Raw genomic sequence first — 14,042 nt, 5'->3', positions numbered from 1 at the left:
GACGGTTTAGCAGGCGCTTATGGTTCAGAGTGAAGGGCGTTAATTGACGATGCATCCGACCGATAGCAAGAAACCGGCCTGTGACGTTGCCTGCTAACGCGTAACCTATTCGCGTGACCCGTGTGGAAACCTAGCCTCCCGGCTTCCCGGTCGTGCTGACGCCACGTTGACGGCTGCGCGGAAACAGCAGCGGAGTCAAGCATCCGGATCGCCCCTCCCCAGCGTCAGGTTCCCTTAAGGTAAGGTCGCTAGCATCGCTCGGACTTGCGGAATGCTTTTTTTGGCCATCAGTTCAGAATTCGCAGGCCGCGAACCCATCAATTCATCAAGTCGTGACAACTTGAGGAGCAAGAATGGCCAAGGTCTACGAATTGCGGCGTCCGGCTTATGACGCGGTCGCACGCACACTGCACTGGCTAACGGCCCTGTTGGTCGCATTGCAATTTATGATCGGCTGGACGATGCCAGATTTCCACAAAGATACGCAGCCGGTTAATCTGATCGCCTGGCATCTTGGGGTGGGCGCGACGCTCGTCGCCGTCATGGCAATCCGGGTGATCTGGCGACTGACGCATCAGCCGACGTCGGACGAGTTGCCGCCTCTGCTTAGCAACGTCTCGCGTATTACACATGTTCTCCTCTACGCCGCCCTCGTGATAGTGCCGCTGCTCGGATGGATCAACGCGTCCTCACGCGGCTGGACGGTCCGCTTGCTGGGCGTGGTGCGTTATCCTGCACTTAGCGAACTGGGCTCGGCTTTCGGCCGGGAGATGGGTGACGTGCACGGCATCCTCGCATGGGTGCTCTTCGCACTGATTGGTCTGCATGTCATGGCTGCGCTGTTCCACCGTCTTATTCTGAAAGACCATGTGCTGCAACGGATGCTGCCCCACGCAGGGCTGTCTCGCGATCAGGGGCGACAGCGATAGGGTCTGCCAATTCCAAAAGCTACAAGGAACCACATCGAATCAAGGCGATTGGCTGGTTACGCGCTGCGGTGCTTGGTGCAAACGACGGTATCATTTCGACGGCGAGTCTGATAATCGGCGTCGCGTCCGCGCACGCCGAACACGGTCATCTGGTGTTGACCGGCGTGGCTGGATTGGTACCCGGCGCGATGTCGATGGCTACAGGCGAGTACGTATCGGTTTCGTCGCAGGCGGATACAGAAACTGCGGCGCTCGCCGAAGATCAGGAGGAACTCGATGCGGATGGCGCGCGCGTGCATCGGGAGCTGGCGGCGATTTACGTACGGCGCGGCCTCGATATGGCGCTTGCGAAACAGGTCGCGCAGGCTCTAATGGCTCACGCCGCACTGGGCGCGCATGCCCGAGACGAATTGGGTATTTCGGAAACGACCAGGGCAAATCCGTTGCAGGCCGCGCTAGCGTCAGCCAGCAGCTTTTCGGTGGGGGCAGCTTTGTCGCTCATCGTTACGGCGCTCGCCCGTAGCCATGGGTGGCCCCGAGCATCGCGGTGACGGCGCTGGTTTCCCTGGCGATCCTTGGCGGACTTGCCGCGCGCGTTGGCGGGGCGAAAATAGGGCCTGGTGTATTGCGGGTCACCTTCTGGAGCGCGCTGTCGATGGGGGTGGCATCTGCGGTCGGTGCCATATTCGGCGCAATTTAAACCGTGACATCTTTCCGCAATAGAGTCACTTGCTATTCCGCGACGGCTGTCATCTGCTTGCTCGGCTCAAATTTTTTCGGAATGTCCAGCAGCCAAAGCCGCCGCTATTATGCTGCCTATTGCCGTTTTGAGGGTCGTCCCGACCCCGGTCGAATTGGAGCATTGTCGTAGATACGCGATCCGAGGTGACCTGTTCGAAGTGCTTCAGGTTTCCCTCAGGTACTTTCGGCAAAGTGGAAACTGGTTTTGAGACCGTTAAGACCTGTTTTGATTGCCGACCGGCGGACGATTCGCCTGATCCGTAAATGGCTGAAGGCTGGTACGATTGAGGAAGGCCGCCGCGTTGCATCGATGCGGGGCACACCTCAGAGCTCGGTGATCTCACCGTTACTCGCCAATGTCTATATGCACTACGCGCTGAGTTTATGGGCGCAGCAATGGCGTAACCGACATGCGGCCGGCGACGTGATTATCGTTCGCTATGCCGATGACAGTGTGCTGGGATTCCAGTGTGAGGGGGAAGCACGACGTTTTCTGCGAGCATTGCAGGAGCGAATGGCGCACTTTGGATTGCAACTGCATCCCGACAAAAACGCGGTTGATTCGCTTCGGGCGATTTGCCACGCAGCAGTGTCGGGAGCGCGGCATGCGCAAGCCGGAGACCTTCGACTTTCTGGGGTTCACGCATTGTTGCAGTACGCGGCGCAGTAATGGCGACTTCAAGATCGTGCGGCTGACGATCAAGGAGCGGATGCGCGCAACGCTGGCGAGCACTCGGGAAACGCTCATGCGGCGGCGTTATGAACCTGTGCTTGTGACAGGTCAGTGGCTGCGGCGAGTACTCCGGGGATATCTGAACTACCGTGCGGTGCCTGACAACATGCGGCGGCTGGCTCGATTCCTTCGGGAAGTCGGTCGTGCATGGCGGCATGCGTTACTGCGCCGAAGTCAACTCAGACGCCTGCCGTGGTCGCGTTTCGCGAGGTTGCTTCGCCGATACCTGCCACCAGGTCGAATCGTCCATCCACATCCCACGCAGCGGTCTCGGGTTAACACTTTTGGTAGGAGCCGTATGCAGTAATGCTGCACGTACGAATCTGTGCGGGGGGTGCCCCTATGTGATTCGTCAAGCGGTAGGGGCGGATTTTGGTTGGTAGAGGGTGCCGTCGCGCAGCACGTCGCAGCGTCGTCGAGCGAGAGCGATGAGCGCCTGATTGTGGCGGTTGCCCTGCTGGACCTTGCGCGCGTAATAGTCCCTTGAGATCGGGTCTCGCAGGGTAGCAAAGGCCGAGAGGAAGAGCGCTCTCTTGAGTACCTTGTTGCCCCGTCTGGACGGGTGTTCGCCACGGATGGACGAGCCCGAGCGTCGGGTCACCGGGGCGAGGCCGGCGTAGGCGGCGAGATGCGCAGCCGATGCGAAGGCTTTGTGAGCGACTTCAGTGAGGAGTCTGGCGGCGGTCCTGACGCCGACTCCCGGCATGCTGGTCAGGACCGGCCAAAGAGGGTGTGCGTGCACCAGACGTTCAACTTCGCTGGCAACCTCCTCGCGTTGCTTGCGCAAGGATGCGAGTTGCTGGGCAAGACGCGGCATGACGATGGTTGCGGCCTGAGTACCGGGCACGATCACAGCCTGTTCGCTGAGCGCCTGGACGATGTCGGCAGCCAAGCTCTTGCCCATGCGAGGTGCGAGTTTGGTGAGGCGGTTGGCGAGTGTTTTCTCGCTGGCTGAGGCGAGCTCGGCGGATGACGGGTATCGCTCAAGCAGATCGAGCACGGCCGGATGGTCGAGGCGCGGCCCCAGGACCCTTTCCAGCGCCGGATGAATCTGGGTGAGCAGACCTCGAATGCGGTTGGCCTGCAACATCGGTGGCAAGTCTCGGCATCTACGTTACGGACGGCCTCAAGATATCCTGGCCGAGCCCCTATTAGCGATCACCAGCCACCCACCAGGCCCGGTGACAACACCCCCCGGATCATGGCTGCGACTGGGGGCGAGAATCATGCCGGGCCTAGCTGGCCAAATCCCCGATTGTCGAGGAATGAAGATAGTAACGGGGCGATGGGTAACCATCGTCCCTACCGCGACCGGTGTTCCGTCCACGAGTCGATTCTGGTTAGGTCTTTGGTGCCGAACGCATCGTATACCTGAGTGCGAGGGAGCCGCTCATCTGACGAGGCTTTTCGAGTGCGCAGGTCAACTCCCCCTGGCTAGCGGCGTGCGTTCGTTCGACTAAACTACCTCTTGATGAGATACATGGGGCGGACACTCGACGAAAGATGACTCGAGAAGTTCCCCAGGTGTTGAATCTGGATGTCGAGGCATGCAGAGAATATTTCTAGAGGATCTACTGGAAGAGACGCTCGCCACGCAAAGTTAACGTCTTCGTCGCGATGAGCAAGCTCGACGATCAGTGTTGGAATGCGGGCGATCAGTTCAGCAACCAACTGCGTGACGTAGTCCATACCACGTCGTAACGTGATGTGGTGAAGCACACTCAGTGCGAGCGCTACGTCGTATTCGCCGGGAGAGATTGCGCTGACTGTCGTCAAATCGAGAGGCGCGGTTTTGAACGTGGCACTCAGACCGTTGACGCGTTGGGTGGCAAGCGCGACCGCCGTGTTCTCGGGGTTGATATCCACACCGGTCGTCTGGGCGCCACGGTCCGCAAAGAAAAATGGAAAGTATCCGAGCGACGAGCCGAAGTCGACAAGGCTAAGGCGCCGTCCTAAGGAATCGAGCGCCATTTCAATGACCACAGCTCTGTCACGGCACGAACGCAGCGGGCCCTCGACGCCTGTGACCCCATAAAGCGGCTGATAATACTCAACCCGGTTGAAACATTGTTCGATCAGTTCCGGCGGAGCTGGAACGGGGGACTCCTCTACTAGGTTTAAGCTGCGAGAAGCGATATGACTCATAGATGACACCTTGATCGCGTTAGAGATAAAAAAAGCTCGCCGCGTATCAAACTCAATCCACCAGATCAAAGAGTCTACGACTGAACCGCAAGTGCAGGATGACAAGTTGAAGTCGTGGACATCTGCGGGAGACGGAGATGCTGTGGCTCAGTGCTTCGATGCGGGTGCTGTGGCGATTGGCGACCGCGGTATGGAACGCGAGTTCAGCCGCCTTTTTGGTCAATAGTACCAGGTAAATGACGGCGGCAAAGGCACCGGCCCGAAAGGCTGGCGCTTGAAAGGCCTCGTCGGATATTCCGAATACCTCAAGCGCGGCCAGTGCGAGCGTCGCGATGAAGACAGATGCCAGCGACGCCGTCGTCAGGTACGCCCGAAGCATGTCCATGGTTGACGGATTCATAGGGTTGGTAGCGGCTGGCAGTGGGCAACGAGCACTCGAACTCAAGTCCGATGGAACTCTGTAGATTGCAGGACTATAAATCCAACCGCATGATCGTCGAGTACGCGCTTATCAAGCTGTTACGAATCTGGAGTGATTCCTGAAACAAGATGCCGGCGTTCGCTCCATCGATCATCACCTCAATAAGCGCCACGCTTTGCGCGCCCAATTCGAATTTCTGAGTCTCACGCGTACTTAACGCCTGCTCGCTGCTTATCTTGGTCAGCGACCGCCGCAACAGATCTCCAAAATTAGCGGATCCGGCAGCGCCCGAAATGATAGCCGTCAGGTCCGGCTTTGTATCTGCAGGCGCTTCGGTCGCGATTGCCTGAATTTGGTGCAATGCAGAAGCGATCGGATTTAATTCATTCATCGGATGCCCCAATGCCTGCCCTGCCGACGCTCATATATTTTGCTGATCAGATCGCAAATCGGACCTATACAAGCGATGACGCAATCGGTCGCGCCGTGAACCGATTGTCTCGGAATCTGTTGTGATCATAGCAACGTCAGCATTTCACAGTTCAGGCAGTCGGATTACATCTTTGTCATCTGGCATAGGTCGAAGGGGAAGGTCGAATGCCGTATCGCTATATCCGGCAGGACTTTGTATTACCGCCTTTTCGAGTTGCATAGCACGAGCTCAATCATGGGTACCCAGCGCAAGCGGTCCGGCAAACCCGGCCCGGTTGCAATTTTGGACAATGAGCGTCACGGCATCCGGCTCGGGGTGTCGCGAGCTTCATGCTTCAACCTTCGTCGGCCTCGGTCATGCAACGCTTGAACCGCGTATTTCTACAACGTGCGCATTCGGCTTTTCGCGGACGGCGGCGTCGTTTTCCGCTAAGTGGGATGTCGAGGGGAACGAAGCGCTCAGGCGCAGCGCGTCGCTGCCTGCTGCCTTAAGCTGATCGATGGTGCGAAAGCCCATCATGTTCAGTGCGGGGCGCATCTCTTCCCTGAGCAGATCGAGGCAACGGGTCACGCCTTTTTCACCGCCTGCGCCGAGCCCGTAGATGTATGCCCGACCGAGGAGTACCGCAGTTGCACCGAGCGCCAGTGCCTTGAGGACATCCGCTCCGCGGCGGATGCCGCCATCCATCAGGACTTCGGTTCGCTTTCCCACTGCCTTGGCGATTTCGGGCAGTACGCTGATCGTCGACGGCGCCGGGTCGAGCTGGCGCCCGCCGTGATTCGAAACCACGATCCCGTTGGCGCCCGCGTCGACCGCACGACGTGCATCGTCGGCATCGAGGATACCCTTGATAACGATCTTGCCTTCCCAACGATCGCGCAGCCACTTGATGTCGCTCCACGCGAGTGTCGGATCGATCATGCGCCCGAGGTTCACGGACTGTTCCATGAGCGAGCTGCCGAGTTCCGGGTACGGCTTGCAGTTGCCTACGCTGGGTATGCCGTTGGCGATTGCACCCATGCACCACAGTGGATGCCGCAGCATCGAGAGCAGCATGCCGGGCGAAAGCGTGGTGCGGGCACGGAAGCCGTTACGTGCGTCGCGTTCGCGTACCGGTGCGAAGGGTGTATCCACTGTAAGAAAGATCGTGCCGATCTTCGCCTTGCGGCAGCGCTCGAGCATGTGTTCCGTCAGTTCGCGCTTGCGGAATACATAGAGCTGGAAATACAGCGAACAGCGATGCGACTGCGCGACTTCCTCGAGCGACGCAATCGAAAAGGTCGACAGCACCTGTGCGATGCCGGCTTTCCCGGCTGCGCGACCTGCGGCGATTTCGCCGTTGCGGTGATACATGCCGGCGAAACCTACGGGGCCGAGCAACACAGGAAGCTCATGGCGTTCGCCGAGATAGGTCGTGCCGAGATCCGTGGAGTTCTCCTGGATGCCGGCGAGCACCTTCTGTATCAGAGCCCACTGGGCAAAGTCCAAGCGGTTCGACTGCATTGTCGTCTCGCTGTTGGCGCCACCCTGCAGGTAGTCAAGGAAATGCTTCGGTACATTGTGACTTGCCATGCGGCGAAGGTCGTCGATGTTCCATGCTTTAGAGACGTCAGACATTCACGTATCTCCTGTATCCGTATGTTTGAGGCTTTCCATGTCGCCGCGGCCGCTGGCATCAATACCGGACGATCACTGATTTCAATTCCGTGAAGTACTCGATGAACGCCTCGCCGAACTCGCGGCCGATACCGGAGGACTTGACGCCTCCGAACGGCATGGCTGGATCGATATAGTTGTGCATGTTGACCCACACCGTACCCGCTTCCACACGCGGCACAAAGCGCAATGCCTTGGAGAGGTCATTAGTCCAGATGCTTGCCGTGAGGCCGAAGTGCGTGTCGTTCATGTAGTGCAGCATTTCTTCTTCGTCGTCGTACGCGAGAAAGCTCGCGACCGGCCCGAACGTTTCCTCGGTCATGATGGTGTCGGCTTGCGAACGGGCAGGGATTGCCGTGGGCTGAACGAAGAAGCCGTCGCCTGGTGCGACTGTGCCGCCGTGGACGATCTCTCCATCCTGCGCGCGCGCCTTTTCGAAGAACGCCATCACCTTGGCGAAGTGTGCGGCGTTGGCCAGCGGGCCGAACTGCGCGCTTTCATCGAGCGCGGAGCCAATTTTTAGGGTCGCGAGCGTGTGATGTAGAGCCTCCAGAACGTCGTCGATGCGCGAGCGGTGCACATAGAACCGTTCGGCCGATGCGCAGACTTCGCCCTGGTGCAAGTAGGCCGCCTCGATGATGCCGTCCACCGTACGCTCGACTGGAAAATCTCGCAGGAAGCCCGCCGGGTTTTTGCCGCCGAGTTCAAGCGTGACGTGCTTGAGTCCGGCCTGCATCGCGGCCACGCCGACGCCCACCCCGGTCGGAACCGACCCTGTGAACGTGACTTTCGCGACTTTGGGGTGCGCAATCAGCGCGGTGCCGACCGTCCTGCCGTTGCCGTTCACTATGTTGAGCACCCCGGGCGGGATCCCCGCTTCAAGGGCGAGTTCTGCGACCCGCAGCATCGTAAGCGGCGTGAATTCGCTTGGCTTGATAACCGCCGTGCAACCGCAGGCAAGAGCGGACCCGAACTTCCAGACCGCAATCATGATCGAGAAATTCCATGGCACGATGCCGGCCACCACGCCGATCGGCTGACGCAGCGTGAAGCCCGTATACTGTTCACCGTTCGAGGACGGCAGCGACAGGTTCATTGTCTGGCCATGAATCTTCGTCGCCCAGCCGGCGTAATAGCGCAGGAACGCAATCGAGTAGTCGATCTCGAACGCGCGCGACAGGCCGATGAGCTTGCCCGATGAGAGGCTTTCGATTTGTGCGAGTTCCTCGCGATGCGCCTGCATCAGATCGGCAAGACGGTTCAGCAGTTCGCCGCGGCGCGCAGCCGAGGTCTGTTGCCACACGCCGGTAAAAGCCTCGTGCGCACTCGCCACGGCGTGCTGAACCTGGGCAGGTGTGGCCTGACGTACCGACGCGACGACCTTCCGGTTCGACGGGTTGATGATGTCGGTCGCAACCGTGTCCATCGCTGCTACCGCCTGGCCGTCAATGTACTGTCTGTGCTGGCGTGCGAGGAAGGTTTCGACTTCGGAAAGAATGCGAATGTCTGCCATGATCGTGTCTCTGGTTGCGGTTGGGCGGCTGTAGGAAGACGCGCAACTTGCGTATGGGATGCGGCGCGTCCGAGCTCAGGCGGTTTCGTCGGTCAGGCTGTGGCCATGAGCCGGGGCCTCGGACGCTACGAGCTTCGAAGGGTTCCGTGGCCCGCGTTCGCCGTAGTCGAAGTCTGCGAAGATATCGGCGAACTTTTTCAACGACTCCGGTGCGTCCATCATCGGCAGCTTCAATTCGATGAACACGAGGTGCTCGGCAGACTCGGCCCGATTCAGCGCCGCCTCAAGATCTGCGACCGTCTCGACGACGAGAGACAGTGCGCGCTCGCGTCGGTCGAACGCATGCGGCAGTCCGGCGTAGTGCCAGTTGGCGACGTCGTTATAGGCGGAGTGTTCGCCGAGAATCAGCCGCTCGATCGTGTAGCCCGAGTTGTTCAGCAGAAAGATCACCGGCTTCAGGTCGCGGCGCAGAATGGAAGACAGCTCCTGGGCCGTGAGCTGGAATGAGCCGTCGCCGATGAACAGCAAATGGCGGCGTGAAGGGGTACCGACCAGCGAGCCGAACAGCGCGGGCAGCGTATAGCCGATTGCACCCCAGATGGGCTGTGCGATGTAGGTCGCGCCGGGCGGCAGCTTCATCGCGGAGAGCGATGCGTGTGAGGTACCCGCTTCACCGAGGATCACGTCGCGAGGTTTCAGGAAGCGGCGGATACGCGGCCATAGCGCGGCATGCGTGAGCGGCACGTTGCCGGATGAGGCGGGTAGCGCGTCGCTAGCAGCGGCGAGAGCCTGGGTTGCACGTTCGCGGACCACGGGCTGTGCGTCGTCCACCACCCGGGCGAGCACGTCCCTGAGCGTGACGCCTGGAATCTGGGTTGTTCCGAGACTCAGGTCGTGCCGGCGCAGGTCGATGAAGGCTTCCGGGTTGAAGTGCTGCGAGAACAGCGCGGTACTCGTGTCCGTGAAGCGCAGGCCCACGCCGATCAGGCAGTCCGCGTTTTCGACGATCGAGCGCACCGGCTCAGCGCTGGCAGCGCCCACATAGGTCCCCACGTAGTGCCGGGACGTTTCGTTGAGTGCACTCTTGGCTGGCGTCAGCGACGCGCATGGGATGCTGCACTTCTCGGCGAGTTTCTGTACCAGTTCCGTGACCCCAAAGCGGTCAGCGTCCGCGTCCACGACGATGGCGGGGAAACGTGCGGACGCAAGGGCTTCAACGATGCGTCGCGTGGCTTCACGCAACTGGTGGGGATCGCTGGAGGGATCGGCGAGCATGAGAGGCGCTTCGGGCACCTCCACGACGACGTGCGTGACATCGGAAGGCAGTTGCAGGTGCACCGGACGGCGTTCAAGCCAGCAAGAGCGCAGCACGCGGTCGATCTCGAAGGCTGCGTTGGCGGGCGTGATACGCGTCTGGGCTACGGTGAATTCGGACATGCAGCGCCCGATGTTGTCATAGTCGCCATTCACGAGCGTGTGATGCACGAGCGCCCGGCTGTTGACGGCGTGCAGCGGCGGCGTACCGGTGATGTGCACGACAGGCACGTTTTCCGCATAGGCACCCGCGATACCGCCGATCGCTCCCAGGTCGCCCACGCCAAATGTTGTGACGAGCGCTGCGATGCCGGACGTGCGAGCGTAGCCATCGGCGGCATAGGCAGCGTTCAGTTCGTTGCAGTTGCCAACAAACTCGATCCCGTCTGCTTCCTGGATCTGTTCGAGAAAGGACAGGTTGAAGTCGCCTGGTACGCCAAACAGATGTCGGACACCGGCTTCGGTGAGCCGACGGGCAAGAAAAGCGCCGATTTGCATACGCATGATGGGATGCCTCCGAAAGAAAGAACAGTGCATGGCGGGACGACTCGGCTGTGATGTCGTTTGGCCGCCGGATGACTACAATGTAGTGCGTCAATACCGCATGTTGTGTGCGTTTTACGGCCTGTTTTGTCACTGTCATGCACAGATTGTGCATAGTTAGAGGAGTGGAAATTGGATAGCTTCGACTGGAAAATGCTGGCCGCACTGCAGGCTGACGCACGTTTGACGAACCAGGAAGTGGGCAACATGATCGGCCTGTCCGCGTCGCAATGTTCGCGGCGCAGGACCGCGCTTGAAGAGGCGGGGGTGATCGCCGGTTACTCGGCTCGGCTCGACAGCAAGGCCGTCGGGCTGGATGTTCTCGCCTTCGTCCACGTAAACCTGCAGGCACACGACGCGAAGTCGTTACGTGCGTTCCAGCGACTGGTGGAATCGGACGACGCGATACAGGAGGCGCATGCGGTGAGCGGGGACGCCGACTATATGCTGAAAGTCGTGGCGGAGAACCTTGAGCAACTGGCGGACTTCGTCACGAACACGTTGCTGGTCAGCGACACGATTTCGCATGTGAAGTCGTATGTCGTCCTGAAGCAGATGAAACAGACGAGTCAGTTGCCGACGAAGCGGTGATGGTGTATGTAGCAGTACCCATAACGTGAGATTTCTCGCCCCGTCTCGCAACGCTTTGCAAGGCGTGGGATGTATCGCGTGAGAATTTGGGAAGCGAAAGATGAGATTGCTTTCCTTGCGGTGACAGTTGCCGAGTGTCCCCATATATTCCCGATGTCCCTCACCCGTCACCGTCGCCCATGGAGGCGCCTCCTGATACGCGTCGAGCCGGGTCACCTCAACAAACGCTACCGCGACGCTTCCGCGGCGCGAGGACGTTTCGCGGTGGCCCTTACGCAAGGTGCAAGGCGTCTACAGCGTTAAGCGCCCACCAACCCAACTAACCAATACTTGCGCGCAAAACAAACGTTTGATAACCTTTGCAAACTTTTTGGTGCAAAGGAGCTAACTTCAGATGGCCACGCAACTACCCAAGGTTACAGACCCGAACTTTCGCACCGCACTGAAAGAGGCGCGCCTTGCCGCTAACCTTAGCTTTCGCGAGCTCGCGAAGCGGGTAGGAATTCACGAGGTCATGCCGTCGCGCTATGAGAACGCGGAGCATAGTAACGCCACTTTTCCCGGCCTGAAAACATGGGAAAAGCTCAATGGAGTTTTGTTTCCAGACAGCCCCCCTGTCGCCAATGTCGACTCGCCGCCAACTGCCACCGCCACATATGCGAGCGAAACACTACCTAATGCTCGCTTGCTTCGCGACGCCCCTATCGACGAAATCGTCGCCGAGCTGAAGCGGCGCGGCGCGGCGTCCGTCTCGATTAACTGGTGAACCCCGACGTTGCTAAGATGAAGCCAGACCATGGCGGGGATGCCGGCATATTATTGAATGATGTTGCGGCAATGTCCGCAGCCCAAAAGAGAACCACACATGGGGGAAATGGCCATGAATGAGCCAGTAGTCAACACGGAAGCGGTTCCCGGCCTTATAGAAGGAGCGGAAGGAAAGGTTCGCGAATTCGAAGAGAAGGTAAAGAGAATCGACGCTCGCATCCGGCAACTTGAGAATGATAGAGATGCAGTCGAGGCCTTACTCGAGTACGTAAAAAAGGCCGCGGAAAGGAAATCTGCGCTAACTGGCCTATTCGTGCAGGAATTCGAGTACGGTACCGGCGAACAGGTCCATCCCGAGATAGTTGACCAGTACGAGAAACGACTGGAAAGGCGAAAAGCGTCGATTGAGCACCTGAGCGCATTGCGTGAGCAACGCTTACGTGGAATCGAGTTTGCGAAGCGGGACATCGAGTTGCTGAAGAGAGTCTCTGCGGTTGAACATTGGCCTGTCTACCTTGAAGCAGCGGTTGAGGACTTCTAAGGCGGGTACGCTCGTTCGGATTGCCCAGGCTCCAGGTTCCTGAGGCCCGCGCGAAAGCGTGGCGTAGCCTCTCTCGGCTATACTGCGTGCCGCGCAGGCTCAGCCCCGTATGTTTTCGGACTAGCGAAAAGAACGCGGCTTACATACTGACATCTGCCAAGGGGACGAAATGCGAACTATCGGAATACGCGTCGCGCCGAAACGGGTGACGTTCGTAGTCTACGATGCTTCCGAATCCGAGATTCTCAACGTCGAGGAAATCACGGTACCTAAGGCGATGGATACGCCCGAGCAGTTGAAGTTCGTGCGCGGCACCATCCTTGATGTCATACGCGAGTACGGCGTCACGAGGGCCGGCATACGGGTAAGCGAGGCAGTTGCTCAGAACCCGTCCATCGAGCGGATAGAACTTGAGGGTGTAATCCAAGAGGCGTTTGCGAGTAGCGACGTTGAAGGTTACTTCTGCGGCCGCATTGCGAATATTGCTGCCAGACTGGGGATGGCGCGCGCGCAACTGAAGTCCCATCTGGATGGTGACACCGACTACGCCGCCGTTGAGGACTGGATGGCCCACAGCAAGGAACAGCGTGAGGCTATCGTCGCAGCGATTGGGGCAGCTTATGTTTAAAGCAGATACGCAAGCGCAGTTGTGCTTCAAGCTTGGCGATGAGATTGGCTCAGAAGGCAAGAACTCGGCGGTTTTTCGCGCACGCGACCTGCAACTGGACGCGGAGCTTGCGATAAAACAAGTCAAGAAGTCGTCGATTAGCGACACGGCAGACTATTTCCGTGAGGCCAGCATTCTTTACCTTGGAGACCACACGAATGTGGTCCCGATTCACTATGCATGCGAGGATGCGGACCACGTTTACCTCGCGATGCCGTACTATCCGAATGGTTCGCTCAATCGTCTAATCGAACAGCGATTTCTCACGGTCCGGGAAGTAGTTCGCTACGGTATTCAGTTCCTCAGCGGTCTGCACAACATACACTCGAAAGGGCTGATTCATTTCGACATCAAGCCAGACAATATCCTATTGTCTAGTCGGAACGAGGCTCTCCTGTCTGATTTCGGCCTCGCGCGACGAATGAATGCCGACGGCACTGCTGAACCGCCGCTGAGCTACTGGAAGAACATTCCGCCGGAGGCGCTCGCAACGTCGGAACATACGGTCGGCTACGACATCTACCAGGTGGGGCTCACACTCTACCGAATGTGCTGTGGGAACGACACCTTCTACGAACAACTGAAGCAGTTCAAGACGTTCGCGGATTTCGGGGCCGCGGTGAACAAGGGACTCTTTCCGGACCGGTCAACGTTTCCTGCACACATTCCTAACGCTCTTCGAACGCTTGTGAAGAAGTGCATCAACGTAGATGTCGACGCACGCTACGGCGCAGTCATCGAGGTCTCGAATGCGTTGGGTGGCATCGAAGGCAATGAGCTGGATTGGCAGTACGAGGTTTATCCGGACGGCACTCGAGAGTGGACCAAGGCGGTCGATGGGCGCGAGTTCGCGTTGACTGTGACGAGCAGCGGACAATCGAATGCGACGAAACAGACGGACAAAACCCTGTCCAAGCTCAAAGATTTTTGTGCGGCGAAAATCGATGAGAAGACCATACGCAAGTTCTTGAAGGAGTTTTGATGACTACTGTCAAGAATCAAAGGGCGTCCTATCTCACCCGGGCGAAACTGGCGTCACCCAAGACG

Annotated in this window: 13 protein-coding genes and 2 pseudogenes; 8 read left to right on the top strand and 7 right to left on the bottom strand. The window is 58.8% G+C overall.

Annotated features, from left to right (window positions below):
• The first annotated feature begins 353 nt into the window (after window positions 1–353).
• From BXE_RS36310 to BXE_RS47005, 3 genes and pseudogenes are all read left to right on the top strand, one after another.
• Window positions 354–929 carry a cytochrome b gene (locus BXE_RS36310; RefSeq protein ID WP_011493097.1) on the top strand — a complete coding sequence of 192 codons (576 nt, stop codon included), beginning with the start codon at window positions 354–356 and terminating at the stop codon, window positions 927–929.
• Window positions 926–1,629 (top strand): annotated as a pseudogene (locus tag BXE_RS36305) (VIT family protein). Before BXE_RS36310 ends, BXE_RS36305 begins: the two are co-directional and overlap by 4 nt.
• A 246-nt stretch (window positions 1,630–1,875) precedes the next feature.
• Window positions 1,876–2,340: a reverse transcriptase domain-containing protein gene (locus BXE_RS47005; protein WP_199577128.1), complete on the top strand. Its 465-nt coding sequence runs from the start codon at window positions 1,876–1,878 to the stop codon at window positions 2,338–2,340.
• Between the two features lie 415 nt (window positions 2,341–2,755).
• Here BXE_RS47005 and BXE_RS36295 read toward each other — a convergent pair.
• From BXE_RS36295 to BXE_RS36265, 7 genes and pseudogenes are all read right to left on the bottom strand, one after another.
• A pseudogene (locus BXE_RS36295) lies at window positions 2,756–3,484 on the bottom strand (IS110 family transposase); the annotation flags it as partial.
• A 380-nt stretch (window positions 3,485–3,864) separates the two neighbouring features.
• A complete protein-coding gene (locus BXE_RS36290) occupies window positions 3,865–4,548 on the bottom strand; it encodes a class I SAM-dependent methyltransferase (RefSeq protein ID WP_081435606.1) in 684 nt (227 codons plus the stop codon).
• A gap of 52 nt (window positions 4,549–4,600) precedes the next feature.
• Window positions 4,601–4,933: a hypothetical protein gene (locus BXE_RS36285; RefSeq protein ID WP_040124241.1), complete on the bottom strand. Its 333-nt coding sequence runs from the start codon at window positions 4,931–4,933 to the stop codon at window positions 4,601–4,603.
• A gap of 88 nt (window positions 4,934–5,021) precedes the next feature.
• Window positions 5,022–5,360, bottom strand: coding sequence for a flagellar hook-basal body complex protein FliE (gene fliE, locus BXE_RS36280; protein ID WP_040124243.1), 339 nt, complete (start codon window positions 5,358–5,360; stop codon window positions 5,022–5,024).
• A gap of 396 nt (window positions 5,361–5,756) precedes the next feature.
• Complete coding sequence (locus BXE_RS36275; RefSeq protein ID WP_011493092.1) at window positions 5,757–7,019, bottom strand: alpha-hydroxy acid oxidase; 1,263 nt, start codon at window positions 7,017–7,019, stop codon at window positions 5,757–5,759.
• Window positions 7,020–7,077: 58 nt separating this feature from the next.
• Window positions 7,078–8,571, bottom strand: coding sequence for an aldehyde dehydrogenase family protein (locus tag BXE_RS36270; protein ID WP_011493091.1), 1,494 nt, complete (start codon window positions 8,569–8,571; stop codon window positions 7,078–7,080).
• A 75-nt stretch (window positions 8,572–8,646) separates the two neighbouring features.
• A complete protein-coding gene (locus BXE_RS36265) occupies window positions 8,647–10,389 on the bottom strand; it encodes an alpha-keto acid decarboxylase family protein (protein WP_011493090.1) in 1,743 nt (580 codons plus the stop codon).
• 171 nt (window positions 10,390–10,560) lie between these two features.
• Here BXE_RS36265 and BXE_RS36260 point away from each other — a divergent pair, with 171 nt between their 5' ends.
• The 5 genes from BXE_RS36260 (at window position 10,561) to BXE_RS36240 (ending at window position 13,977) form a co-directional block, all read left to right on the top strand.
• The gene (locus BXE_RS36260; protein ID WP_011493089.1) at window positions 10,561–11,019 is read left to right on the top strand and encodes an Lrp/AsnC family transcriptional regulator; all 459 of its coding nucleotides are present in this window, start codon (window positions 10,561–10,563) and stop codon (window positions 11,017–11,019) included.
• Between the two features lie 394 nt (window positions 11,020–11,413).
• Entirely contained in the window at window positions 11,414–11,785 is a 372-nt protein-coding gene (locus BXE_RS36255; RefSeq protein ID WP_011493088.1) for a helix-turn-helix domain-containing protein, read from the top strand.
• Between the two features lie 114 nt (window positions 11,786–11,899).
• Window positions 11,900–12,328, top strand: coding sequence for a hypothetical protein (locus BXE_RS36250; RefSeq protein ID WP_148223047.1), 429 nt, complete (start codon window positions 11,900–11,902; stop codon window positions 12,326–12,328).
• Between the two features lie 169 nt (window positions 12,329–12,497).
• Window positions 12,498–12,956, top strand: a complete 459-nt coding sequence (locus BXE_RS36245; RefSeq protein ID WP_011493086.1) for a hypothetical protein — start codon at window positions 12,498–12,500, stop codon at window positions 12,954–12,956.
• Window positions 12,949–13,977, top strand: coding sequence for a serine/threonine-protein kinase (locus tag BXE_RS36240; RefSeq protein ID WP_011493085.1), 1,029 nt, complete (start codon window positions 12,949–12,951; stop codon window positions 13,975–13,977). The genes BXE_RS36245 and BXE_RS36240 overlap by 8 nt, the downstream gene beginning before the upstream one ends.
• Window positions 13,978–14,042: the final 65 nt, after the last annotated feature.

The organism is Paraburkholderia xenovorans LB400, from assembly GCF_000013645.1.
Classification (GTDB): domain Bacteria; phylum Pseudomonadota; class Gammaproteobacteria; order Burkholderiales; family Burkholderiaceae; genus Paraburkholderia; species Paraburkholderia xenovorans.
The sequence above is the reverse complement of the archived record's forward strand: the minus strand, read 5'-3'. Positions and strand labels throughout refer to the sequence as shown.

Excerpts from the sequence above, each read along its gene's own strand:
- BXE_RS36310 (WP_011493097.1), top strand. The coding sequence starts at position 354 with ATGGCCAAGGTCTACGAATTGCGGCGTCCGGCTTATGACGCGGTCGCA.
- BXE_RS36290 (WP_081435606.1), bottom strand. The coding sequence starts at position 4,548 with ATGAGTCATATCGCTTCTCGCAGCTTAAACCTAGTAGAGGAGTCCCCC.
- BXE_RS36285 (WP_040124241.1), bottom strand. The coding sequence starts at position 4,933 with ATGGACATGCTTCGGGCGTACCTGACGACGGCGTCGCTGGCATCTGTC.
- fliE (WP_040124243.1), bottom strand. The coding sequence starts at position 5,360 with ATGAATGAATTAAATCCGATCGCTTCTGCATTGCACCAAATTCAGGCA.
- BXE_RS36275 (WP_011493092.1), bottom strand. The coding sequence starts at position 7,019 with ATGTCTGACGTCTCTAAAGCATGGAACATCGACGACCTTCGCCGCATG.
- BXE_RS36270 (WP_011493091.1), bottom strand. The coding sequence starts at position 8,571 with ATGGCAGACATTCGCATTCTTTCCGAAGTCGAAACCTTCCTCGCACGC.
- BXE_RS36265 (WP_011493090.1), bottom strand. The coding sequence starts at position 10,389 with ATGCGTATGCAAATCGGCGCTTTTCTTGCCCGTCGGCTCACCGAAGCC.
- BXE_RS36255 (WP_011493088.1), top strand. The coding sequence starts at position 11,414 with ATGGCCACGCAACTACCCAAGGTTACAGACCCGAACTTTCGCACCGCA.
- BXE_RS36250 (WP_148223047.1), top strand. The coding sequence starts at position 11,900 with ATGAATGAGCCAGTAGTCAACACGGAAGCGGTTCCCGGCCTTATAGAA.
- BXE_RS36245 (WP_011493086.1), top strand. The coding sequence starts at position 12,498 with ATGCGAACTATCGGAATACGCGTCGCGCCGAAACGGGTGACGTTCGTA.
- BXE_RS36240 (WP_011493085.1), top strand. The coding sequence starts at position 12,949 with ATGTTTAAAGCAGATACGCAAGCGCAGTTGTGCTTCAAGCTTGGCGAT.